Origin of the sequence: Kitasatospora sp. NPDC048407 (assembly GCF_043200475.1) — a bacterium.
Taxonomy (GTDB): domain Bacteria; phylum Actinomycetota; class Actinomycetes; order Streptomycetales; family Streptomycetaceae; genus Kitasatospora.
The window spans coordinates 133,598-155,387 of sequence record NZ_JBICXW010000002.1; the positions used below are offsets into that span (position 1 = coordinate 133,598).

The window sequence follows — 21,790 nt, forward strand, 5'->3', positions numbered from 1 at the left end:
GTTGCTTGAGACGTGAGACATCTCGCTCAACCGCCCGGGAGCCTCGTTCGTTCTGCCCACACACCGACCGCCAGGCCGTCACTCGATCGGTGCCCGCCTTGAAAAGGCTCATTGACGCCTGGAGCTGGCTGAACTACAAGCCGGTCATGTTCAGCCCGCCGAGGCGGGGAGTGGATCGTTCGCTGAACTCGCCTCGGGCTGGAGGCCGTCCTGAGCTTCCCCCATTGCGCGGGAGGTGCTGATTACATGGTCAGGATGGGTGTGGGTGGGTCGACGGTCACGGGTTCGGCCGTCGCCTGGTCGGCGTAGTACTTCGCCTCGTACTCGTCGGGGCTGAGCCAAGCGAGGCGCTTCTGGATGCGGCGGGTGTTGTACCAGCCGTCGATGTAGGCGAACAGGGCGAGGTCGGCGCCGGTGCGGGTGGCGAAGGTGGCGCGGCGCACGCACTCGGTGTTCAGGACGTTCCAGAAGTTCTCCGCGAGGGCGTTGCCGTAGGAGTCGCCGACTGTTCCCATGCTGGGCTCGATTCCCGCTTTCAGTAGGCGGGTTGTGAACTTGATGGACGTGTACTGGCAGCCGTGGTCGCTGTGGTGGATCAGGCCATGTCCGGCAACTTTCCGCACCTCGGGGGAACCTCACTGACCGACACCCGTCCGGTGTGGCTCGACAGAGGTATGGACGTGAGACCACTTCAAGTCAGGATGCCCACCGCAGTCCACCTCCCGTCTCGTCGAGCGCAAGGCCGGCTGCCCGTGATCCTGTTGGGCACCGGCGGCAACCGCAAGACGGACGAGGCCGATGCCCGCCATGTTGCTCAGGTCGCCCTGTTCCGTCCCGATCTGCGGCAGGTCGCCGCCGAGGACCAGACCACGATCCTGCGGCTGCTGACCGAGCGGCGCGACGACCTGGTCCACGAACGCACCCGCGTCCTCAACCGGTTGCACGCCGTCCTGCGTGACCTGCTGCCCGGCGGAGTGGCCACCGGCCTGTCCGCCGACAAAGCCGCCGCCGCGATGAAGCGCATTCGCCCCGTCACCGCGACCGACAACTGCCGCCGGGACGTAGCCCGCGACCTGCTGGCCGACCTGCGGCGCCTGGACCGTCTCGTCAAGGACAACGAGATCCGGATGCGCGAGGCGCTGGCCGCAACCCGCACCACGCTCACCAGCCTGCGGGGCCTGGGCACCGCGCTGGCCGCCAAGGTTCTCGGCCACGTCGGCGACGTCACCCGCTTCCCCACCGAGCAGCACTTCGCCAGCTACACCGGCAGCGCGCCACTGGACGCCTCCAGCGGCAACAACGTCCGCCACCGGCTCAACACCAGGGGCAATCGGGCCCTGAACTCGGTCCTGCACGTCATCGCCGTCGTTCAGATCCGCGACGGTGGCCGCGGCCAGGAGTACTACCAGCGCAAGATCGCCGAAGGAAAGACCCCGTCCGAGGTCCGCCGAGCCCTCAAGCGACGCCTGTCCAACGTGGTCTACCGGATCATGAAACGCGACCATCGCACCCAACTCGCCCAAGCCGCTCGACACACAGTGGCGCTATGAAGTCAAACGCCCGTCCGGCCGCGTGCGTGGTGATGCCCGGCGGGCCGACCAATCCCAAACAGGACAGTCGAGACGTCAGTCAGGCGGAGGGTCAGACCCGCCGGCAACATCACCACGTCACATCCTCACTGTCAGGCGTAGATGACGTTCCACTGCTGGTTGCGGTCGCCCGTGCGGCAGCCCTCGATCGTCACCTGGCTTCCGGCGTGGGAGGTCAGGCAGCCCTGGTCGCCGTCGGCGGAGTGGATGTACGTGCCGATGTCGCCGGCCGCATACCACCAGCGCGACCGGGACGCGGTGTTGTCGTACGGGTCGTACCAGGGGTTGTACTCGGACAGTTCGCCGGTGTTGTTGAAGCTGTTTCGCAGGTTCCGGTAGCTCTTGGTGGTGCACCAGCCGTCGGTGCACTTCTCCGTCTCCCAGGAGGAGAAGACGACCTGGTTGGCGGAGGTCATGGTGACGTACCACCACTGGTTGGACTGGCCGGTCTGCGCGTAGCTGTACACCGGGGCGCCCTGGTCGATGTTGTGCGCGTAGTCGTCCAGGTACTGGCCGGTGCCCATGTTCAGGACATGCACCCAGCCCCGGGGCACGGCGGCCTGCGCGGGGGCCTCGACGGCGAACACGCCGGCGAGGACGGACAGGGACACGCCGGCGGCGGTGAGGATCGTTCGGATGTTCTTCACGGTGGGACTTTCCTTCCGGCGGGTCAGCTGTAGGTGATCTGCCACTGCTGGTCGTGGTCGCCCGAGCGGCAGCCCTCGACCGTCACCTGGCCCCAGGCGTGGGCGGTCAGGCAGTCGCCGTTCCAGGCGGCGGAGTGGATGTACGTCCCGGCGTCGCCGCCCACGTAGTACCAGAGCTGCTCGCCGGGCAGTTCACCGAAGCGGGTGTCGTGCTGCCAGCGCTGCTGCGGGCCGAGGACGCCGCGGTTGCCGCTGTCTCGGGTGAGGTTGCGGTACCACCAGCCGGTGAGGCCGTTGCCCTGCTGGGTCTCGTAGGAGGAGAACGAGACCGTGTTGTTGCCGCTGTTGTCCACCCACCACCACTGGTTGGACTGCCCGGTCTGCGCGTACGTGTACACCGGGGCGCCCTGGTTGGTGTTGTGGGCGTAGTCGTCCAGCAACTGGCCGGTGCCGACGTTCCGGATGTGCGCCCAGCCCTGCGGCACGGCGGCCTGCGCGGGGGCCTCGACGGCGAACACGCCGGCGAGGACGGACAGGGACACGCCGGCGGCGGTGAGGATCCTTCGGATGTGCTTCATGGTGCGGCTCTCCTTCCGGCCGGTCAGCTGTAGAGGACGTTCCACTGCTGGTCGTGGTCGCCCGAGCGGCAGCCCTCGACCGTCACCTGGCCCCAGGCGTGGGCGGTCAGGCAGTCGCCGTTCCAGGCGGCGGAGTGGATGTACGTCCCGGCGTCGCCGGCCACGTAGTACCAGAGCTCCTCGCCCGGCAGGCCGCCGAAGCCGATGTTGGCGGTCCAGAGCTGCTGCGGGCCGAGGACGCCGCGGTTGCCGCCGTCGCGGACGAGGTTGCGGTACCACCACTTGGCCACGCTGCTGTACTGCTGCGTCTCGTAGGAGGAGAAGGTGACCGTGCTGTTGGTGTTGTTGGCCACCCACCACCACTGGTTGGACTGCCCGGTCTGCGCGTACGTGTACACCGGCGCGCCCTGGTTGGTGTTGTGCGCGTAGTCGTCCAGGTACTGGCCGGTGCCGACGTTCTGGATGTGGGCCCAGCCCTGCTGCACCATGGCGTCTGCGGGCGCGGCCGCGGTGATGGTGGCGGCCAGTGCGGCGCCGGCCACCAAGGCACCGACGAATCTCTTCTTCACTGTCTTTCCCCCTTGTTCCTGTTCTGCGGGCGACGCCCCCGCGTCGCCGACCAGGTGAGGGGACGGTATGAAAGGCCGTTGGACAGATGATGGACAGCCGAAAATGCCGCCGCCCCGGACGTGGCGTCCGGGGCGGCGGATGGTTGACGGGCCGTCAGTGGCCGCGGGCGATCCACTCCGCCAGCTGCGGGGCCTCCGCGCCGACGGTGGTCGAGTCGCCGTGGCCGGTGCGCACCACCGTCTCGGCCGGGAGCGTCAGCAGACGGTCGCGGATCGAGTCGACGATGGTCGGGAAGTCGGAGAACGACCGCCCGGTGGCGCCCGGCCCGCCCGCGAACAGGGTGTCGCCGGTGAAGACGGTGCCCAGCTCCGGCGCGTACAGGCTGACCGCGCCCGGGCTGTGCCCCGGGGTGTGCAGAACGGTCAAGGCGGTTCCGGCGACGGTCAGTTGCTGACCGTCGGCGAGGGCGCCGTCGGGCCCCCGGTCCGGGTGGGTCTGGTCCCACAGCACCTGGTCGTCCGGGTGCAGCAGGATCGGCGCGCCCGTGCGGGCGGCCAGCTCCGGCGCGGCGTCGATGTGGTCGTTGTGCGCGTGGGTGGAGACGATCGCCACCAGTGTGCGCCCGGCCACCGCCGCGGCGATCGCGTCCGCGTCGTGCGCGGCGTCGATCACGATCACCTCGTGGTCGTCGCCGACCAGCCACACGTTGTTGTCGACCTGCCAGGTGCCGCCGTCCAGGCAGAACTCGCCCGCGGTGACCAGGTGTTCGATCCGGGCCGCCATCAGAAGACCACCACCGAACGCAGCACCTCGCCGCGGTGCATCCGGGCGAACGCCTCCTCGACGCCGTCCAGCGGGATGGTCTCGCTGACGAACGCGTCCAGGTCGAGCCGGCCCTGGAGGTACAGGTCGATCAGCATCGGGAAGTCCCGCTCGGGGAGGCAGTCGCCGTACCAGGAGGACTTGAGCGCACCGCCGCGGCCGAACACGTCCAGCAGCGGGAGTTCGAGGGTCATCTCCGGGGTCGGAACGCCGACCAGCACCACGGTGCCCGCCAGGTCGCGGGCGTAGAACGCCTGCTTGTACGTCTCCGGGCGGCCGACCGCGTCGATCACCACGTCCGCGCCGTTGCCGCCGGTCAGCTCGCGGATCGCCTCCACGGCGTCGATCTCCCGCGAGTTCACCGTGTGGGTGGCGCCCAGGCCGCGGGCGGTGACCAGCTTGCGCTCGTCCACGTCCACCGCGATGATCCGCGACGCGCCCGCCAGCCGGGCACCCATCACCGCGGCGTTGCCGACGCCGCCGCAGCCGATCACCGCGACGCTGTCGCCGCGACCCACCTGGCCGGTGTTGATCGCCGCGCCCAGACCGGCCATCACGCCGCAGCCCAGCAGGCCCGCCGCGGCCGGCGAGGCCTCCGGGTCCACCTTGGTGCACTGGCCCGCCGCGACCAGGGTCTTCTCGGCGAACGCGCCGATGCCCAGGGCCGGCGACAGCTCGGTGCCGTCCTCCAGCGTCATCTTCTGCTTCGCGTTGTGGGTGGCGAAGCAGTACTGCGGCCGGCCCCGCCGACACGCACGGCAACGGCCGCACACCGCACGCCAGTTGAGGATCACGAAGTCACCCGGCACGACATTGTCGACACCCTCGCCGACGGCCTCCACCACGCCCGCCGCCTCGTGGCCCAGCAGGAACGGGAACTCGTCGTTGATCCCGCCCTCCCGGTAGTGCAGGTCGGTGTGGCACACGCCGCACGCCTGCACCTTCACCACGGCCTCGCCCGGACCCGGATCGGGCACCACGATCGGCACCACCTCCACCGGCGCGCCCTTCGCCCGAGCGATCACACCCCGCACAACCTGAGCCATCCCGAAACCCTTCTTGCATTTACGGCAATTTCGCGGCGCGGACGCGCCTGTGCCGAACCTACGCCGATCTGCCCGCGCGGCGGACCGTTCAGTCCCCGGACGAGCGACCCGCGGGCCGACGATCCAGCAGCACAGCGCCACTTTCCCGGCCCTGACGTGCCAGCAGCGTACCCAGCGCCAGCCACCCCGCCGCCAGCAGCCAGCCGCCCAGCACATCCAGCGTCCAGTGCACCCCCAGGTACACCCGGCTCGCACCGACCGCCCCCGCGAACAGCACCGCCCCCACCACCGCGAGGCGGGCAGCCGCCGGACGGGCCAGCACCACCGCGAGCGCCAGCAGTCCCGCACAGGCCGCGGCCGTGAACGCGTGCCCCGACGGGAACGAGAAACCGGAGGCGTGCACCGCCCGGTCCGCGAGCGGCGGCCGCGGCCGGCCGAAGCCGTGCATCAGCAGCTGGCGCAGCCCCTGGCCGAGCAGCAGCCACACCGTCGGCGCGAACAGCACCAGCGCGACGGGCTTCGGTACCCGCCGGACCATGAGCGCGCCCGCCGCCAGCGTCATCAGGTACGGCAGCGGCGCCGAACCCAGCGCCGTCACCATCGTCGCCACCGTCGTCGCGCCGGGCGGCCGGTGCCCCACGCACCAGTCCAGCACGGCCTGTTCGAACCCGAACGGCCCCCACCCGTGCGCGGCCAGCACCCCCGCCAGCACCGCGAACGCCGCCCAGCAGCCGACCAGCGCCACCACTGCCTTCCGGCCAGCCGTCATCGTGGAATCTCCCGAGGTCGCAAGCGGCGCACCGCCAGGAACCGCACGCACCGCAGGGGACATCGTACGGGTCCGAACAACAGCAGTCGGAACCGGTCGGCGATCGCTAGGATTCGGCGGTCGAACAGCAGGTGAAGGAGTGTCAAGGATGGCCGAGCAGGCGGTGGCCGCGGAACTCGGCGACCGGTACGTCGGGATGCTCGCCGAAGTCTCCCGCTCCGGACGCCGGTTGACCCGCGCGGAAGTCGAATCACTGCGCGCCCTCGGCGAACGCGGCGCCGAGACCGGACAGGGCCTGCGCGACCTGGTCGCCCACTGCATGAGCGCCGGACGCCGGGCCTGGCCCACCCTCCCCGGCATCGCCGGCGCCGGCACCGTCGGCGAACTGCGACAGGTCGGCGAAGCCCTGCTGATCGCCGCCGAAACCGCCCTCGCCGCCCTCGGCGAAGGCCATGAGCGCGCCCAACGGCTGGCCGTCCGCCAGGAGGAAGCCGCGCGCCGCGAGTTCATCGACGACCTGCTGTACGGCCGCAGCGACCTCGGCACCCTCGCCGAACGCGCCGAACGCTTCGGCCTGCGCCTGGCCCGCACCCACGCCGTCGCCGTCGCCGTCGGCGCCGACCAGCCCTACGGCCACCTGGACGCCGTGGTACGCCGCGTCGAACGCGAACTCACCGGCCGCTTCGGCGAACGCGACGTCCTGCTCGCCACCAAGGACGGCCGGCTGGTGTGCGTCGCCCCCGAGAGCGAACAGGCCGTCCTCGACGCCTTCGCCCGCCTCGCACTGCGCCCCGGCCCCGGCTACCCACCCGCCCGCCGGGTCGCCACCGGACGACGCCACTCCGGGGCCGGCGGCGTGGTGCGCAGCTACGAGGAGGCGCTCGACGCGCTCGACTTCGCGGAACGGCTCGACCTGCCGTCGGAGCTGCTCAAAGCCGAGGAGTTGCTGGTCTTCCCGGTCCTGATGCGCGACCGCGCGGCGATGGCGGACCTGGTGCGTACGGTCCTCGGCCCGCTCGCCGCTGCCCGCGGCGGGGCCGGCCCACTGCTCGACACCATCGCCGTGCAGGCGGAGGCGGGCTACGTCAACGCGGAAGCGGCTCGCCGCCTGGGGGTCAGCGTACGGACGCTCGGCTACCGGACGGAGCGCATCAAGGCGCTGACCGGGTACGACCCGGCGGACGCGCTGCACCGGTACACGCTGGAGACGGCGGCGATGGGGGCTCGGTTGCTGGGGTGGCCGGGGCAAGGTCTTTAGCTGCGCGCCAAGCGCAAGCCGGTCCGTGAGGTCGCGAGCACGTGCAAGTCATTGTTCGGTGTCGCGATCTTGCCGGCAGTTGCGTTCCCCTTCGCGCAGTTCCGCCCCCTCGCTTCGCTGGGGGTACCCCCAGCGCCCCTGTTTTCGCGCCCGTCCTGGCACATGCGTGGATTGCGCGTCAAGAGGGCGTCAAGATTGCCGGGTTCTGGCAATGTGCGGAGGGGGCCCGAGCTGACACGATCTTCCTGTCGCCGGGAGATCGGCGCGGATGGGCCGGCGGGAATCGGGGGATTCGTTCCGTTGGCCCGGGTGTCGACGCTCCGGACCGGGGGGGTACGGGGGTCGGCACTGGAGGGGGGAGGCGTCCCGACCGGGGGGTAGGGGCGTCGATGAAGGGGGGAGCGGCGTCCTGACCGGGGGTAAGGGCGTCAACGAGGGGGGAACGGCGTCCCGACCGGGGGGTAGGGGCGTCAACGAGGGGGAAGGGGCCGGCGTCCGTGGGGGGCGGAGCCGGCGCCTGCCCCGTTTTGGGGGTTCTGCGGGGCGGGGCCCGTTGAGGTGATTGTCGGATGAGTGGGCTGCGAGCCGTCGGGGGCGGTCGGGGCCGAGCTGCCAGGGTGGCTGACGGCTCATCCCTCCTGCCCCGCGCGTGCCGTGCGCTTCTCGGGCCCGTGCGGGCAACCCCCGACCACGGACGAAGAGGACATCGCAGCGATGACCGACGAGATCGCCTACGCCCGGATCCATCCCGCCATCGGCATGGCCCGGATCGGTAACAGCACCCGCGAGGACGGCTGGTTCTACGGACCGGAGACGCCGGATCCGGAACCCGCGCCGGTCGGGTTCTACAAGGACGACAGCGGCGCGATCAAGCGTCAGGCCGCCCGGTTCCGGATCTACGGCTACGACAGCCGGCACCAGGTGGTGCGTGAACTCACCGCCACCGAGGCGGGGGTGACGATCGAGTGGGCCGTGCACGTGGCCAACCGGAAGGCCGACTGGTACAACTTCGACCTCGCGCTGGACATCCCCGACATGAAGGGCCAGGCGTCGGCCCGCCGCAACCTCAAGCAGCCGGACCGCGGCAGCCTGATCATCGACCCCGGGCCCAAGATCCTGACCGCCGGGACCAAGGACGTCGTCGAGTTCACCGGTGGCACCTTCCTGGGCAAGTCGGTTCCGCTCGGCCGGATGCACACCGACGACCAGGGCCGCCTGGTGGTCCTCGGCGGCACCGGCGACTCCGGGGCGCCCGGCGGCGAGCCGTTGCACTCGTTCGGCAACAACGACGGCTGGTACGACGACACTTCGGACGGCCCGGTCACCGCGACCCTCACCCTCGGCGGCAGGGAGGTTCCGGTGCAGGGCGCGTGGGTGGTGGTCGCCCCGCCCAACTACGGCCCGGACCTGAAGGCCGTGCGCACCCTGTGGGACGTGCTGCACGACGTGTTCGGCGCAGGTGCCGGTTTCGGCGACAACGACGAGGACGGCGTCAACTTCCAACGGGACATCGAGCCGATCCTGCGGCGGTTCTGCGAACTCCAGTGGGCCAACAAGGGGTTCGCCACCCACTTCGGCTTCGGCGGCCCCGAGGACTTCCTCGCCCCGGAGCTGCTGAAGCGCCTGTCCAGCCCGGCCGAACGCAACCGCGAGCTGCGCCACCAGGTGCTCACCACGATGCGTGACTACAGCCGCGACGGCATGTCGCCGGTGCCGTGGCCGTGGATCTACGGCGACGCGATGGCCCGGACGCCCAAGTCGGCGCTCCAGTACCTGGCGCTGTCCGACACCCAGATCACGCACCTGATCGCCTGGTCCAAGGGCGAGTTCAGCACCACCCCGTGGCCGGGCTTCCCGCGCCGGCTGGAGGACGCCGAGGTCGCCGACCAGCCCGGCCTGCTCGACCGTGCCGCCCTCGACTTCTGCCTCGCCGACGCCTTCCACCCCGGCTGCGAAGTCACCTGGCCGATCCGGCACTCGTCGATGTACGAGCACCCGTTCCGGATCCTGCGCCGCCCGGACGGGCAGCAAGAACCCGACTACGGGCCGCAGTTGAGCGCCGAGCGGGCGCTCGGCCCCGACGGCCCGCTGCACGCCCAGGGCCCCGGCGACCTCACCCGCTGGATGGCGATCCCCTGGCAGACCGACACCGCCAGCTGCCGGGCCGGCTACGAGATCCAGGCCCTGCCGCCCGACCGCTACGACCCGTACGTGCCGACCTTCTGGCCCGCCCGGGTGCCCAACCACGTGCTCACCGACGAAGACTTCCGGATCGTCAACAAGGAGGACGGGCAGGGCAGTTCGGACGAGGAGCGGGAGGACGCGTTCGCCCGCCGGGCCTCCTGGCTGCGCGGCCTGTTCGGCGAGTACCCCGACCAGCTGGCGCAGGCCGTCAGGGAGTGGCACCACTTCGGCATCGTCGAGACCCGCCGGTACACCGTCGGCGACGGGAAGTTCCCGCCGGTGATTCAGGTCGAGTCCGTTCCGGGCTTCGATCTGGAGGGCGTTCCGCACGACCGCAACCTGGTGACCGTGCACGTGCCGGAGACCTCCGTGCTGGACGTCACCACCGTCAGCGGCGTGCTCGGCGACGCCGTCGAACGCACCGGCTTCCGGGCCGAGCAGATCACCGTCGGCTACATCGACAAGCTCGACCCGTTCGGCGAGGAGGCCGCCAACGGCGGCGGCGCCCGCCCGGCGGAGCCCACCAACAAGTGACCCGCTACGACGTCCTGGTGGCCGGCGGCGGACCGGCGGGCGCGGCCGCCGCGCTGACGCTGGTCAGGGCCGGGCGCAGCGTGCTGCTCGCCGACGCCGGACGCGGCCCCGCGCCCGTCGGCGAGGCGCTGCCGGCCGCCGCCCGGGTGCTGCTCGGCGACCTCGGCGCGGGCGGCGTCCTGACGGCCGGCCATCTGCCGTGCCTGGCCAACCGCTCCGCCTGGGGCGGGCCCCGGCTGGCGTCCACCGACAGCGTCTTCGACCCGCACGGCCACGGCTGGCACCTGGACCGCGTCCTGTTCGACCGTCAACTGCGCGAGTGCGCCCGGGCGCAGGGCGCGCACCTGGTCGCCGGCGCGGTGCGGATCAACGGGCGGGCCGGGGACGGCAGTTGGAGCGTCGAGCTGCGCGGGGCGGGGGAGCGGCGGACGGTGCGCTGCCGGTGGCTGGTCGACGCCACCGGGCGGCGGGCCGCGCTCGCCACCGCGTGCGGGGCGCGGCGCCGCACCGGTGACCGGCTGGTGGCGCTGCACCTCACGCTGGGGCCCGCCGACCCGGCCGACCCGGACACCACCACCACCGTCGAGGCCGCCCCCGACGGCTGGTGGTACACCGCGCCGCTGCCCACCGGCCGCCGCCTGCTGGTCTGGTACACCGACGCGGACCTGCCCGCCGCCGACCCCGGACCACCGGCGTTCGCGGCCCGGCTGGCCGCCACCCGGCACGTCCTCGAACTGGCGGCCCGGCACCCGTGGCCCGCCGGCGCCGCACCCCGGCGGGCCCCCGCGCACACCGCCCGGCTGGCGGACGTCACCGGCGACGGCTGGATCGCCGCCGGGGACGCCGCGGCGGCCTTCGACCCGCTGTCCTCGCAGGGCATCCTCACCGCCCTGTACACCGGCCTGGCCGCCGGCCGCGCCGTGCACGGCCGGCTGGCCGGCCGGGCCGGGGCGCTCGACGCGTACCGCGCCGAGCTGGCCGCCATCGACGCGGCTTACCTGCGCAACCACCGCACCCACTACTGCGCCGAACAGCGCTGGCCCGACCGGCCGTTCTGGCGCCGCCGCCACCCGCACCCCGGCGGGAGCGGACACCCGACCCCCTTGGAGACCGCATGTCCACCGACCCCCGTGCCGATGTGACCAGCCGCGCCGCCGACGCCCCCCGGCACGGCCACCGCTTCCTGCTGCTCGGCCGGAAGACGATCTTCAGCTACCACCTGGCGCTGTACCACGTTCCCGTGCACGCCTTCCAGATGGTCACCCTGTTCGGCCTGGCCGACGAGCTCCGCGCGCTGTACCTGAAGGACCTCGCCGAGCACGAGCGCGAGCAGGTCTACTACGCGCTGTTCTCCGAGGGCCACTGGCCGCTCAAGGAGATCGTCGACGGCACCCGCCGCTCGCTCCCGGTGGAACTGGAGCGCGTCACCGTGGACGAACAGGGCAACCGGACCTTCACCACCATCCTGCCCGCCACCGACGCCACCTGCCGCAAGGAGGACGTCCTGCACTACCAGCCGCTCGACGCCACCGGCTACCCCGACTACCTGACCCTGCTCTCCTTCGGCCAGGGCGACGAAGTGCACCTCGCCCACCAGCTCGCGGCGTCGCCCAACTGGGACGAGGTGGTCACCACCGTCGAGCCGCAGGGCTTCGGGCCCGCCGACCTGCGCCCCGCCGGGACGGTCACCATCCCGTCGATCAAGGACGCCCACGGGGTGGTCGGCAAGAGCCCGCTGGTCACCGGCGGGAAGTACCAGGGCCGGATCGACGGCCGGACCGTCAACTTCATCGCGGGCCGCCAGGGTTGGTGGAACAACACCTCCCTGAACGCCAAGTAGCCCGGCCCCCCTCGGTGCCGGCCGCCACCAACTTCAACTCGGCCGGTGGCACCAACACGCTGGCCGTCGGCATCCCCAGCACCGCCACCCTGCCGAGCCTCGCCGTGCCTGCCGACCACGCCCAGGTCACCGCGTTCGGCAGCGGCGCCGGGTACTGCCAGCTCGCGCTGCCCTGGGCGCGCAGCTCCGGCAGCGTCCAGCTGTACCCGATCTGCTTCACCCCTGGGGGTGGGCCCACCACCGCACCCTTCTTCACCGCGTACACCTCGGCGTTCTGACGAGTGTTCTGACGCTGCATCGTTTTTGCGCCCCGCCCCCCTGTCCTCGGGAGGCGGGGCGTGGTGCGTCCACAAGCCGTTTCGTAACCGTACGGGTTCAGGTGATTACTGATAGAGATGGGGGGTCCGTCTCGGCAAGGGAGCCGTCATGACCGTCCTGACCGACCGCAATCCGTCGCCCGTGGCGGAGCCCGACTCGCGCGGTGCAGCGCGCAAGCCCGGGAGCGTGCTCGTCCGCTGGATCACCACCACCGACCACAAGACGATCGGCAGCCTTTATCTGATCACGTCGTTCGCGTTCTTCCTGATCGGCGGAGTGATGGCGCTGATCATGCGGGCCGAACTGGCCCGGCCGGGCACGCAGATCGTCTCCAACGAGCAGTTCAACCAGCTGTTCACCATGCACGGCACGGTGATGCTGCTGGTGTTCGCCACCCCGCTGTTCTCGGGTTTCGCGAACTGGATCATGCCGTTGCAGATCGGTGCGCCGGACGTCGCGTTCCCACGGCTGAACATGTTCGCCTACTGGCTGTACCTGTTCGGCTCGCTGATCGTGGTGGGCGGCTTCCTCACTCCCAACGGCGCGGCGGACTTCGGCTGGTTCGCCTACTCGCCGCTGTCGGACGCGGTGCACTCGCCGGGCATCGGCGGCGACATGTGGATCATGGGCCTGGTGTTCTCCGGCTTCGGCACCATCCTCGGCTCGGTCAACTTCATCACCACGATCATCTGCATGCGAGCCCCCGGCATGACGATGTTCCGGATGTCGATCTTCGTCTGGAACACCCTGCTGACCGCCGTGCTGATCATCATGGTCTTCCCGCTGCTGGCTGCCGCGCTGCTCGCCCTGGAGGCCGACCGCAAGTTCGGCGCCCACGTCTTCGACCCCGGCAACGGCGGCCCGATCCTCTGGCAGCACCTGTTCTGGTTCTTCGGCCACCCCGAGGTGTACATCATCGCGCTGCCGTTCTTCGGCATCATCTCCGAGATCATCCCGGTCTTCGCCCGCAAGCCGATGTTCGGCTACTCCGGCCTGATCGCCGCCACCATCGCCATCTCCGGCCTGTCCCTCACGGTCTGGGCGCACCACATGTTCGTCACCGGCCAAGTGCTGCTGCCGTTCTTCTCGTTCATGACGCTGCTGATCGCCATCCCGACCGGCGTGAAGTTCTTCAACTGGATCGGCACCATGTGGAAGGGCTCACTGAGCTTCGAGACACCGATGCTGTGGGCGTTCGGGTTCCTGGTCACCTTCCTGTTCGGCGGCCTGACGGGCGTGCTGCTCGCCTCCCCGCCGATCGACTTCCACGTCTCCGACTCGTACTTCGTCGTCGCGCACTTCCACTACGTGGTGTTCGGCACCGTCGTCTTCGCAATGTTCGCCGGCTTCCACTTCTGGTGGCCCAAGATGACCGGCCGGATGCTCGACGAACGAATCGGCCGGATCTGCTTCTGGACGCTGTTCGTGGGCTTCCACACCACCTTCCTGGTCCAGCACTGGCTCGGCGCGGAAGGCATGCCCCGCCGCTACGCCGACTACCTGGCCTCCGACGGCTTCACCACCCTCAACATGATCTCCACCATCGGCTCCTTCCTGCTCGGCCTGTCGATGCTGCCCTTCCTCTACAACGTCTGGAAGACCGCCAAGTACGGCGAGAAGGTCGAGGTCGACGACGCGTGGGGCTGGGGCCGCTCGCTGGAGTGGGCGACCTCCTGCCCGCCGCCGCGGCACAACTTCGTCACCCTGCCGAAGATCCGTTCCGAATCCCCGACGTTCAACCTGCACCACCCCGACGTCCCCGACGAGCTCCAGGACGCCGGACACCAGGGCGGACGGCAGCAGGGGGCCCCGGCGATCCCGCGCGACGACCAGCGATGACCGAGCGGACGCCCACCGGCCCCTCCGTCGGCGCCGCCGGCGAGACCGACGCGGGCCTGCGGCAACTCGAGGGCTACCTGTACTGGCAGGACCAGACCCGGCAGGCCCGGCGCGCCGCAGCCGAGTTCGCCGACCTGCTGCCCTGGCTGACCGCCACGCAACGCTTCGACCTGGAGCACCACTTCGCGCACGCCCAGCTCCAGGCCAGCCGGCGCCGGCTCGAACAGTTCCGGGAGACCCGCGAACGGCTCCGCGAGCAGTACGGCGCGCGCTACCGCCGGCTGCGCGCCCGCTGCCTGCTCTCCGCGCTGCTGGCCACCGTGCTCTGCACGACGGCGTTCCTGGCGATCGTCCGGCCGCACTGACCGGGCGCCACCGGTCGCCGGGGGTGTTCCTGGGACAGGCCGGGGACGGCCCGGGGAATGATCGAGGTCGCTCGCCTGTTCGGAGGTGGGTGAGCAGGGGCCGGTACGGCTCCGGCCGGTTCGCGGCCGGAGCCCGGGCCGGGGCAGGGGCGACGGAGGCGGGGATCATGGAACTGGGTGTGTACGGGCTGAGCGCCAAGGCGACGCTGGGGCCGGCCGACACGGCGCGGCTGGCGCGCAGGGCCGAGGAGTGGGGCTACCGGTCGTGGTGGGTCGGCGACCACGTGGTACTGCCCAGCCCCCGGGTGCCGGAGTCGCCGATGGCGCCCACCGATCCGATCCTCGATCCGCTGGTGCACCTGTCCTACGTCGCGGCGCTGACCGAACGCATGGAACTGGGCACCGGAATCCTCATCCTGCCGCAGCGCAACCCCGTGGTGCTGGCCAAGCAGGCCGCCAGCCTCGACGTGCTCTCCGGCGGCCGGCTGCTGCTCGGCGTCGCGCCCGGCTACCTGGAACCGGAGCTGGCCGCCGTCGGCGTGCGGCTCGCCGAGCGCGGCGGGCGCACCGACGAATACCTGGACGCGATGCGCCAGTTGTGGAGCTCGCCCGAACCGGAGTTCCACGGCCGGTACGCCGACTTCGACCACGTCGACGCGCACCCGCGCCCCGTCCGGCCCGACGGCCCGCGGATCATGATCGGCGGCCACAGCCCCGCCGCCTACCGCCGGGCCGTGGCCAAGGGCCACGGCTGGATCGGCAACGGCCACAGCCCGCAGGACCTGGCCCGCCACCTCGACGGGCTGCGCAAGGCCGCGGCCGAGGTGACCCGGCCCGCGCACCTCGGCCGGCTGGAGATCAACTTCATGCAGATCGACCCGGTCGAGACCAGCCCCGACGACGCGCGGCGCTACGCCGACCTCGGCGTCGACCGGCTGCTGCTCTACCCGCTGCCGCTGGAGGACTCGGCCGACGTCGAAGCCTTCCTGCGGCGGCACGCCGACCTGCCCCGCTGAGCGGTCGTCAGCGGTCCGCCGCCGCCTCCGCCGCCGCACGCTCGGTGGCCGGGCGGCGCCGCGCGGACGGGGCGAGCGCAGGGGGAGTCCAGACACCGTCCGGGTGGTACACGTTGGTGCCCGGCGCGACGATCGCGTCGATCCGGTCAAGCGCCGCGTCGTCCAGCACCAGCGAGGCGCCCTTCAGCAGCCCCTCCAACTGCTCCACCGTGCGCGGACCGATGATCACCGAGGTGACCGCCGGGTGCGCCAGCGGGAACGCCACCGCCAGCTCCGGCAGCGTGCAGCCCAACTCGTCCGCGAGCTCGACCAGTTGCTCCACCGCCTCGAGCTTGCGGGCGTTCACCGGCAGCGCCGGGTCGAAGCGGTGCGGGTGCAGCGCCGCCCGGCCCGAGGACAGGTCGATCGTGCCGCCCTTGCGGTAACGGCCGGTCAGGAAGCCCGACGCCAGCGGGCTCCAGGTCAGCACGCCCATGCCGTAGCGCTGCGCCACCGGCAGCACCGAGGACTCGATGCCGCGCGCCAGGATCGAGTACGGCGGCTGCTCGGTCCGGAAGCGCGGCAGCGCGCGGCGCTCCGCCACCCAGTGCGCCTCGACGATCTGCTCGGCCGGGAAGGTCGAGCAGCCGAACGCCCGGATCTTGCCCTGCCGGAGCAGATCGCCCAGCACCGACAGGGTCTCCTCGATGTCCGTCCGGTGGTCCGGTCGGTGCACCTGGTACAGGTCGATCCAGTCGGTGCGCAGCCGCCGCAGGCTGTCCTCGACCGCCTGCGTGATCCATCGCCGCGAGTTCCCGCCCCGGTTCGGCCCCTGGCCCATCGGGAAGTGCACCTTGGTGGCCAGCACCACGTCCTCGCGCCGCCCCTGCAGCGCCTTGCCGACGATCTCCTCCGACTCGCCCGCCGAATACATGTCCGCGGTGTCGACGAAGTTGATCCCGGCGTCGAGCGCCGCGTGCACCAGCCGGATGCCCTCCTGGTGGTCCGGGTTGCCGACCGACCCGAGCATCATGGTGCCGAGGCAGTGTGCGCTCACCTCGATGCCGGTGAGTCCGAGAGTCCGGTAACGCATGGTCAATCCCCTTTGTCTGGCTGTTCGTTGTGCGGCGCGCCGGTAGTCACTGTAGGAACTGGAGTGGGCTCTAGATCAACTCTCTATGCTGATCCGATGCAGACCCCGCCCACCCCGGCCGCGCCCCTGACCATCGGCCAGGTCGCTGAACGCACCGGCCTGAGCGTGCACGCCCTGCGCTTCTACGAACGCGAGGGAATCCTCGCCGCCCCCGTGCGGCGCACCTCCGGCGGCGGGCGCCGCTACAGCGAGAGCGACGTCGAGTGGCTCAACCTGTGCATCGTGCTGCGCGCCTCCGGCATGCCCATCCCCGACATCCGCCGCTACACCGAACTCGCCCGCACCGGCGCCGGCACCGAACCCGACCGGCTCGCCCTGCTGCGCGCGCACGAGGCCCGGGTGATCGATCAACTCGCGGAGCTGCAACGGTCGTTGGACCTTGTGCGGTACAAGGTCGCGGTGTACGAGGACTATCTGGAGCAGCATCCGCAGGGCGCTGCTCCGGCGTGCTGAGCCGAGAGTTCAGGCGCCGTTCGCGGGGCGGGCCGCGGGCTGGGCGCCGCTGAGCACGTGCGCGAAGGCGACGCGGGCTGACGGCGGTGCCTCTGCGGTTGTGAAGGTTCGGGGTGCGAGGCGCTGGGGCGGGCGGGGCGGGGTAGCCGCCGGGGGACACCGAAGGAGGGCTTCTCGTATGACAGTCTCCGCCGCCCGGGCCACCCGGGTCACGTTGCCGGACAGTCCGCACCCCGAGGCCGGCGTCGAAGCGTGGCTGGGGTTCGACGCCGCCGAGCCGTACGCCGTGTGCCTGATGTTTCCGCCGTTGCGGGCCGAGGACGAGCCCATCGAGTGGTGGTTCGCCCGGGACCTGCTGGACGCGGGGCGGCACGCCCGGGCCGGGCGGGGGGACGTGACGGTTGCGCCGGGGCCCGGCGGGGCTGTGCACGTCACGTTGCGGGGCGAGACCGGGGAGGCGGTGATCAGGGTTCCGGGCGAGGTGGTGGACGGCTTCCTGGGCGACTGTTTCGCGCTGATTCCGGCGGGTGCCGAGTCGTTGCAGCTCGACCTCGATGCCGAGTTGGTACGGCTGCGGGCCTGAAGCGTCCGGGAGTTGGCGTGCGGTCGGCGGATCGGGGAGACTCGCGCGCATGGTTTCGGTAGTGCAGAACGTGGCGATCGACTGCGCCGACGCGTACGGGCTGGCCCGGTTCTGGGCCGAGGTGACGGGCCGGCCGATCGATTCGGACGCGGCGCCGGGGGACCGGGAGACGCAGGTGTCGCTCGGTGGTGGGCTGGTGCTGTACTTCAACCAGGTGCGCGAGCCCAAGACGGCCAAGAACCGCGTCCATCTGTGCCTGCGCCCCGAGACCGCGCGCGACGGGGAGGTCGAGCGGCTGCTGGGCCTCGGCGCGGCCTTCGTCGCCGACCGCCGCAACCCCGACGGCACCGGGTGGGCCGTGCTGGCCGATCCCGAGGGCAATGAGTTCTGCGTGCTGCGGAGCAGCGCCGAGCGGGTCGCGGCGGCGGACTGAGCCGATCGGCGTGCCACGCCGATTCGGGATCGGGAATGCCCGGTAGATTCGGGCCCGTGACCGGCAACGACGCGGTCCTGGCGTTGATGGTGGTCACGGCGCTGGGGTTCGATTTCACCAACGGGTTTCACGACACGGGCAATGCGATGGCGACTTCGATCGTCACCGGTGCCCTCCCACCGCGAGTGGCGGTCGCCGTCTCGGCGCTGCTGAACCTGGTCGGGGCGTTCCTGTCGACCGCGGTGGCGGCGACCATCGCCAACGGGCTGGTGGAAACCGGGGTGGTGACCTTGACCGTGGTCTGCGCCGGGCTGACCGGCAGCATCCTGTGGAACCTGGCGACCTGGTACCTCGGGATCCCGTCCAGCTCCTCGCACGCGCTGATCGGCGGCGTGATCGGGGCGACGATGGCGGCGGCCGGGGCCTCGGCCGTGAAGTGGCAGGGCCTGGTCTCCAAGGTGATCGTGCCCGCCGCGCTGTCGCCGTTCATCGCCGGCGCGGTGGCCGCGACCGGCACCGTGCTGGTCTACCGGTTCACCCGGGGCGTCGCCGAGGACAGGCGCGGGCGCGGGTTCCGGTACGGTCAGATCGGTTCGGCGTCGATGGTCTCGCTCGCCCACGGCACCAACGACGCGCAGAAGACCATGGGCGTCATCACGCTGGCCCTGATCGCCAACGGCACCCTGCCCGCCGGGTCGAAGGCACCGGACTGGGTGATCCTGTCCTGCGCGGTGGCGATCGCGCTGGGCACGTACATCGGCGGCTGGCGGGTGATCCGGACGCTCGGCAAGGGGCTGGTGGAGATCGAATCGCCGCAGGGAATGGCCGCCGAATCGGCCTCGGCCGCCGTGATCCTCTGCTCCACCGACTTCGGCTACTCGCTCTCCACCACCCACGTCGCCACCGGATCGATCCTCGGCTCCGGGGTCGGCCGCACCGGCGCGATGGTGCGCTGGCAGCTCGCCCGGCGGATGGTGACCGCCTGGCTGCTCACGCTGCCGTCCGCCGCGCTGGCCGGCGCGGTGGCCTACTGGATCGCCGACGGGATCGGCGGGACGGCGGGCGTGGTGGTGATCTTCGTGCTGCTGGTGCTGGCATCGACGGCGTTCTACATCGCGTCCCGCCGGGCGGCCGTGACGCCGGACAACGTCAACGCCGAGTGGACGGGCTCGGTGACGCCCCAGCCCGTCAAGGCCAACAACCGGGTGAGCCCGTGAACTCCTGGATCAACCTGGACGCGCTCTGGCGGATCGTCGTGGTCGGCCTGCTCACCGGCGCCGGCCTCCCCGCCCTGTTCGCCATCGGGCTGCGCCTGCTCAACCCGCCCGGCACGTCCGTGACGGCGGCGCGGCCGACCGCCGGAGCGGTCGGCCGCGTACTGGCCGGGCTGATCTTCGCGGTGGTGCTCGCGGCGATCGGCTGGGGAATCTCGGTGATCGTCAACCACCGGTGAGCGCCCGGCCTGCTGCCGGGTGGTTCAACTGGCGCTCCGCTCGAAGGAGTTGACGGGCTCCGGGGCGGAGTGGATGGCACTGGCGGTGGGGTGCAGGGGCCACCAGAGGGCGCGGCCGAGGAGGGCGGCGAGGGCGGGGACGAGAACCAGGGAGAGGACGGCGGCGGAGAGCAGGATGCCGAGGGTGAGGGCGAAGGCGATCTGTTCGGTGCCGGGGGTCGCGGCGAGGGTGGCGAAGGAACCGGCCAGCACCAGGCCGGCGGTGGCGATGGTGGGGGCGGTGTGGCGGACGGCGCGGGCGACGGCGGCGCGGGCGGGGCCGGGGTGGCGCATCTCCTCGCGGATCCGGTCGGTGATCAGGATGTTGTAGTCGGTGCCGAGCGCCACCACGAACAGGAACAGCACCAGCGGCAGGGTGAAAGCGACACCGGGTTCGGACCGCAGGTGCTGGAAGACCAGGGTGGACGCGCCCAGCGTGGCGGTGAAGCCCGCGCCGACGGCGAGCATCAGCGCCAGCGGGGCCAGCAGACTGCGCAGGAGCAGCAGCAGGATGACGGCGATGAGCGCCGCCGCGACCGGGAAGACCAGCTTCAGGTCGTGGTCGATGGCGGTGGAGATGTCCGCGAAGATTGCCGCCGTCCCGCCGACGTGGGCGCTCGTCCCGGCGGGGGTGTGCGCGGCGACGGCGGCGCGGACGGGGCCGGAGACCAGGTCGCGGGCCTGCTGGCTCTGCGGGTCGGCGGTCGGGTAGAGGTCGATGCGGGCGGCCCGGCCGTCGGGGCTGAGGGCCGTCCGGCCGACCTGGCCGATGCCGTCCACCCGGGCCAGCTCCTTGGCCAGACCGTCCAGTTGAGCCACCGCGACGGGGCCGCCGTTGTTCGCCGTGACGTACACCGTGGTCGGGTCGGAGACGCCCGCCGGCAGCGCCCGGGAGATCTCGGCGGCGGTGGCGGTCGCCGGGGTGCCCGAGGAGGCGGGCGGGCTGTAGTTCATCCGGATGCCCACCATGCCGGCGGTCAGCGCGCCCAGCAGCGCGACGGACGCCAGCAGCAGGGCCGCCGGACGCCGGGCGACCAACTCGCCGAACCGGCCCGCGAAACCCTCCCGGGCCGGGCGGCGCAGCGCGCGGGACGGCCAGAACATCCCCCGGCCGCAGGCGGCGAGCAGGGCGGGCATCAGGGTGAGGCTGGCCAGCAGCATGACCAGCACGGCGACCGCGACGGCCGGACCGAGCGAACGGAAATCGCCGAAGCTCGCCACACCCAGGGTGGCGAACGCCGCCACGATGGTCAGCGCGGCGGAGGTGATCGCCGTGCCGACCCGGCCCGCGACCTCGGCCGCCGCCTCCCGGACGGGCTGCTCGGGCCGGGCCCGCAGCTGCTCGCGGAACCGGAACAGCAGGAACAGCAGGTAGTCGACGCCGATGCCGAGCAGCACCACCGTGATCAGACTCGACGTGGACGGGGACAGCTTCAGCCCGGTGAGCGCCGCCGCCCCGGCCACCGCCCCGCTCGCCGCGCCGCCGACGATCGCGACCGCCAGCAGCGGCAGCAGGGCCGCCAGCACGCTGCGGAACACCAGCACGTTGAGCAGCACGATCAGTCCGGCCAGCAGCGCGCTGCCGATCGCGGCGGCGGTCCGGTCCCTGTCGGCGGAGTCCGCCGAGTCGGCCAGGCCGCCGGTGAAGCCGGTGCGCATGCCGGCCTCGGCGAAGCGCTCGCGAGTATCGTCGCGGAAGGTCCGGTAGACGCTCTGCACACCCTCGTTCGAGGAGTCGCCGGTCAGTTCGACGGCGAGCAGTTCGAAGCTGCGGTCGGGGGCGAGCATCGCCGGGGCGACCTTCGGGGTCTGCGAGTGGTCGGGCACCAGGAAGGTCGGCTCGTCCTTCTTGCGCGGCATGACGACGCGGTGCTTGCCGAGCCGGTCCGCCTCGGCCTCGATCCGCTTCTGGTCGTCGTCGGTGAGCGCCCGGCCGTCGGTGCGGGCGACCAGGACGGTGACGACGGTGGCGTCCGGGTCCAGCCCGAAGTGGTCCTCGGCGATCCGCAGCGCGGCGGCCGAGTCGTAGCTGCGGGGCAGGAAGTCGCCGGACTGCGACTGGGTGACCTTGTCGAACAGCATCGGGCCGAGCCCCGTCAGTGCGATCCCCAGCACCGCCCAGACGGCGATGACCTTCCAAGCGTTTCTGGTGGCGAATCCGGTCAGTGCGCGGATCACGAAACCCTCCCGTTGATGGACGCGCACGCCGCCCCTGAAATCGGAGATCGGTGGGTGTGAACGTCGGTGTTTTCGCCGGGACTTTCCGGCCTGATCACAGCTCATCAGCCGATTCGGGCCCAGGCGTCGGGTCGGCGGACGATC

Annotated in this window: 23 protein-coding genes; 14 read left to right on the forward strand and 9 right to left on the reverse strand. The window is 71.6% G+C overall.

The genetic code is table 11. The features are described 5' to 3' along the window. Positions 1-242: 242 nt before the first annotated feature. Entirely contained in the window at positions 243-623 is a 381-nt protein-coding gene (locus ACGFWJ_RS05905) for a transposase (protein WP_392945683.1), read from the reverse strand. Between the two features lie 129 nt (positions 624-752). On the opposite strand from ACGFWJ_RS05905, the gene ACGFWJ_RS05910 reads away from it, so the two are divergent. Next, positions 753-1,550 (forward strand): transposase, encoded by a 798-nt coding sequence (locus tag ACGFWJ_RS05910; protein ID WP_392945685.1) that lies wholly within the window; start codon positions 753-755, stop codon positions 1,548-1,550. 131 nt (positions 1,551-1,681) lie between these two features. Here the strand turns inward: ACGFWJ_RS05910 and ACGFWJ_RS05915 are convergent, their stop codons facing one another. From ACGFWJ_RS05915 to ACGFWJ_RS05940, 6 genes are all read right to left on the reverse strand, one after another. Next, a complete protein-coding gene (locus ACGFWJ_RS05915) occupies positions 1,682-2,236 on the reverse strand; it encodes an RICIN domain-containing protein (RefSeq protein ID WP_387864238.1) in 555 nt (184 codons plus the stop codon). 23 nt (positions 2,237-2,259) lie between these two features. After that, positions 2,260-2,814, reverse strand: coding sequence for an RICIN domain-containing protein (locus ACGFWJ_RS05920; protein WP_392945687.1), 555 nt, complete (start codon positions 2,812-2,814; stop codon positions 2,260-2,262). 23 nt (positions 2,815-2,837) lie between these two features. Further along, positions 2,838-3,383, reverse strand: a complete 546-nt coding sequence (locus ACGFWJ_RS05925) for an RICIN domain-containing protein (RefSeq protein ID WP_387646955.1) — start codon at positions 3,381-3,383, stop codon at positions 2,838-2,840. Positions 3,384-3,537: 154 nt separating this feature from the next. Beyond that, positions 3,538-4,167, reverse strand: coding sequence for an MBL fold metallo-hydrolase (locus ACGFWJ_RS05930; protein ID WP_392945690.1), 630 nt, complete (start codon positions 4,165-4,167; stop codon positions 3,538-3,540). Beyond that, positions 4,167-5,252 carry an S-(hydroxymethyl)mycothiol dehydrogenase gene (locus ACGFWJ_RS05935; RefSeq protein WP_392945692.1) on the reverse strand — a complete coding sequence of 362 codons (1,086 nt, stop codon included), beginning with the start codon at positions 5,250-5,252 and terminating at the stop codon, positions 4,167-4,169. Before ACGFWJ_RS05935 ends, ACGFWJ_RS05930 begins: the two co-directional genes overlap by 1 nt. Positions 5,253-5,340: 88 nt before the next feature. Beyond that, positions 5,341-6,021: a phosphatase PAP2 family protein gene (locus tag ACGFWJ_RS05940; RefSeq protein WP_392945694.1), complete on the reverse strand. Its 681-nt coding sequence runs from the start codon at positions 6,019-6,021 to the stop codon at positions 5,341-5,343. A 148-nt stretch (positions 6,022-6,169) separates the two neighbouring features. On the opposite strand from ACGFWJ_RS05940, the gene ACGFWJ_RS05945 reads away from it, so the two are divergent. The 8 genes from ACGFWJ_RS05945 (at position 6,170) to ACGFWJ_RS05980 (ending at position 15,375) form a co-directional block, all read left to right on the forward strand. Further along, positions 6,170-7,279 (forward strand): PucR family transcriptional regulator, encoded by a 1,110-nt coding sequence (locus tag ACGFWJ_RS05945; RefSeq protein ID WP_392945696.1) that lies wholly within the window; start codon positions 6,170-6,172, stop codon positions 7,277-7,279. A gap of 714 nt (positions 7,280-7,993) precedes the next feature. Next, complete coding sequence (locus tag ACGFWJ_RS05950) at positions 7,994-9,997, forward strand: LodA/GoxA family CTQ-dependent oxidase (RefSeq protein ID WP_392945698.1); 2,004 nt, start codon at positions 7,994-7,996, stop codon at positions 9,995-9,997. Beyond that, positions 9,994-11,139 (forward strand): tryptophan 7-halogenase, encoded by a 1,146-nt coding sequence (locus tag ACGFWJ_RS05955; protein ID WP_392945700.1) that lies wholly within the window; start codon positions 9,994-9,996, stop codon positions 11,137-11,139. Before ACGFWJ_RS05950 ends, ACGFWJ_RS05955 begins: the two co-directional genes overlap by 4 nt. Then, the gene (locus tag ACGFWJ_RS05960) at positions 11,112-11,837 is read left to right on the forward strand and encodes a hypothetical protein (RefSeq protein WP_392945702.1); all 726 of its coding nucleotides are present in this window, start codon (positions 11,112-11,114) and stop codon (positions 11,835-11,837) included. The genes ACGFWJ_RS05955 and ACGFWJ_RS05960 overlap by 28 nt, the downstream gene beginning before the upstream one ends. Positions 11,838-11,851: 14 nt before the next feature. Further along, positions 11,852-12,115, forward strand: coding sequence for a hypothetical protein (locus ACGFWJ_RS05965; protein WP_392945704.1), 264 nt, complete (start codon positions 11,852-11,854; stop codon positions 12,113-12,115). A gap of 148 nt (positions 12,116-12,263) precedes the next feature. Next, positions 12,264-13,994: a cytochrome c oxidase subunit I gene (gene ctaD, locus ACGFWJ_RS05970; RefSeq protein WP_392945706.1), complete on the forward strand. Its 1,731-nt coding sequence runs from the start codon at positions 12,264-12,266 to the stop codon at positions 13,992-13,994. Continuing rightward, positions 13,991-14,359 (forward strand): hypothetical protein, encoded by a 369-nt coding sequence (locus ACGFWJ_RS05975; protein ID WP_392945708.1) that lies wholly within the window; start codon positions 13,991-13,993, stop codon positions 14,357-14,359. The genes ctaD and ACGFWJ_RS05975 overlap by 4 nt, the downstream gene beginning before the upstream one ends. Before the next feature lie 167 nt (positions 14,360-14,526). Beyond that, on the forward strand, positions 14,527-15,375 hold the full coding sequence (locus ACGFWJ_RS05980) for an LLM class F420-dependent oxidoreductase (RefSeq protein WP_392945710.1): 849 nt from the start codon (positions 14,527-14,529) through the stop codon (positions 15,373-15,375). A gap of 7 nt (positions 15,376-15,382) precedes the next feature. Here the strand turns inward: ACGFWJ_RS05980 and ACGFWJ_RS05985 are convergent, their stop codons facing one another. Next, positions 15,383-16,447 carry an aldo/keto reductase gene (locus ACGFWJ_RS05985; protein WP_392945712.1) on the reverse strand — a complete coding sequence of 355 codons (1,065 nt, stop codon included), beginning with the start codon at positions 16,445-16,447 and terminating at the stop codon, positions 15,383-15,385. A gap of 96 nt (positions 16,448-16,543) precedes the next feature. Here ACGFWJ_RS05985 and ACGFWJ_RS05990 point away from each other — a divergent pair, with 96 nt between their 5' ends. The 5 genes from ACGFWJ_RS05990 to ACGFWJ_RS06010 all read left to right on the forward strand — a co-directional run bounded on the left by ACGFWJ_RS05990 (position 16,544) and on the right by ACGFWJ_RS06010 (position 19,429). Continuing rightward, positions 16,544-16,960, forward strand: coding sequence for a MerR family transcriptional regulator (locus ACGFWJ_RS05990; protein ID WP_392945714.1), 417 nt, complete (start codon positions 16,544-16,546; stop codon positions 16,958-16,960). Positions 16,961-17,138: 178 nt separating this feature from the next. Further along, positions 17,139-17,543 carry an SsgA family sporulation/cell division regulator gene (locus ACGFWJ_RS05995; RefSeq protein WP_392945716.1) on the forward strand — a complete coding sequence of 135 codons (405 nt, stop codon included), beginning with the start codon at positions 17,139-17,141 and terminating at the stop codon, positions 17,541-17,543. 49 nt (positions 17,544-17,592) lie between these two features. After that, positions 17,593-17,976: a VOC family protein gene (locus ACGFWJ_RS06000; RefSeq protein ID WP_392945718.1), complete on the forward strand. Its 384-nt coding sequence runs from the start codon at positions 17,593-17,595 to the stop codon at positions 17,974-17,976. Positions 17,977-18,032: 56 nt separating this feature from the next. Further along, the gene (locus ACGFWJ_RS06005; protein WP_387864203.1) at positions 18,033-19,193 is read left to right on the forward strand and encodes an anion permease; all 1,161 of its coding nucleotides are present in this window, start codon (positions 18,033-18,035) and stop codon (positions 19,191-19,193) included. Then, a complete protein-coding gene (locus ACGFWJ_RS06010) occupies positions 19,190-19,429 on the forward strand; it encodes a hypothetical protein (protein ID WP_392945721.1) in 240 nt (79 codons plus the stop codon). Before ACGFWJ_RS06005 ends, ACGFWJ_RS06010 begins: the two co-directional genes overlap by 4 nt. 24 nt (positions 19,430-19,453) lie before the next feature. On the opposite strand, the gene ACGFWJ_RS06015 is transcribed toward ACGFWJ_RS06010, so the two are convergent. Next, positions 19,454-21,646, reverse strand: a complete 2,193-nt coding sequence (locus ACGFWJ_RS06015) for an MMPL family transporter (RefSeq protein WP_392945723.1) — start codon at positions 21,644-21,646, stop codon at positions 19,454-19,456. Between the last annotated feature and the right edge of the window lie 144 nt (positions 21,647-21,790).

Excerpts from the sequence above, each read along its gene's own strand:
- ACGFWJ_RS05920 (WP_392945687.1), bottom strand. The coding sequence starts at position 2,814 with ATGAAGCACATCCGAAGGATCCTCACCGCCGCCGGCGTGTCCCTGTCC.
- ACGFWJ_RS05930 (WP_392945690.1), bottom strand. The coding sequence starts at position 4,167 with ATGGCGGCCCGGATCGAACACCTGGTCACCGCGGGCGAGTTCTGCCTG.
- ACGFWJ_RS05935 (WP_392945692.1), bottom strand. The coding sequence starts at position 5,252 with ATGGCTCAGGTTGTGCGGGGTGTGATCGCTCGGGCGAAGGGCGCGCCG.
- ACGFWJ_RS05940 (WP_392945694.1), bottom strand. The coding sequence starts at position 6,021 with ATGACGGCTGGCCGGAAGGCAGTGGTGGCGCTGGTCGGCTGCTGGGCG.
- ACGFWJ_RS05945 (WP_392945696.1), top strand. The coding sequence starts at position 6,170 with ATGGCCGAGCAGGCGGTGGCCGCGGAACTCGGCGACCGGTACGTCGGG.
- ACGFWJ_RS05950 (WP_392945698.1), top strand. The coding sequence starts at position 7,994 with ATGACCGACGAGATCGCCTACGCCCGGATCCATCCCGCCATCGGCATG.
- ACGFWJ_RS05960 (WP_392945702.1), top strand. The coding sequence starts at position 11,112 with ATGTCCACCGACCCCCGTGCCGATGTGACCAGCCGCGCCGCCGACGCC.
- ctaD (WP_392945706.1), top strand. The coding sequence starts at position 12,264 with ATGACCGTCCTGACCGACCGCAATCCGTCGCCCGTGGCGGAGCCCGAC.
- ACGFWJ_RS05975 (WP_392945708.1), top strand. The coding sequence starts at position 13,991 with ATGACCGAGCGGACGCCCACCGGCCCCTCCGTCGGCGCCGCCGGCGAG.
- ACGFWJ_RS05980 (WP_392945710.1), top strand. The coding sequence starts at position 14,527 with ATGGAACTGGGTGTGTACGGGCTGAGCGCCAAGGCGACGCTGGGGCCG.
- ACGFWJ_RS05985 (WP_392945712.1), bottom strand. The coding sequence starts at position 16,447 with ATGCGTTACCGGACTCTCGGACTCACCGGCATCGAGGTGAGCGCACAC.
- ACGFWJ_RS05990 (WP_392945714.1), top strand. The coding sequence starts at position 16,544 with ATGCAGACCCCGCCCACCCCGGCCGCGCCCCTGACCATCGGCCAGGTC.
- ACGFWJ_RS05995 (WP_392945716.1), top strand. The coding sequence starts at position 17,139 with ATGACAGTCTCCGCCGCCCGGGCCACCCGGGTCACGTTGCCGGACAGT.
- ACGFWJ_RS06000 (WP_392945718.1), top strand. The coding sequence starts at position 17,593 with ATGGTTTCGGTAGTGCAGAACGTGGCGATCGACTGCGCCGACGCGTAC.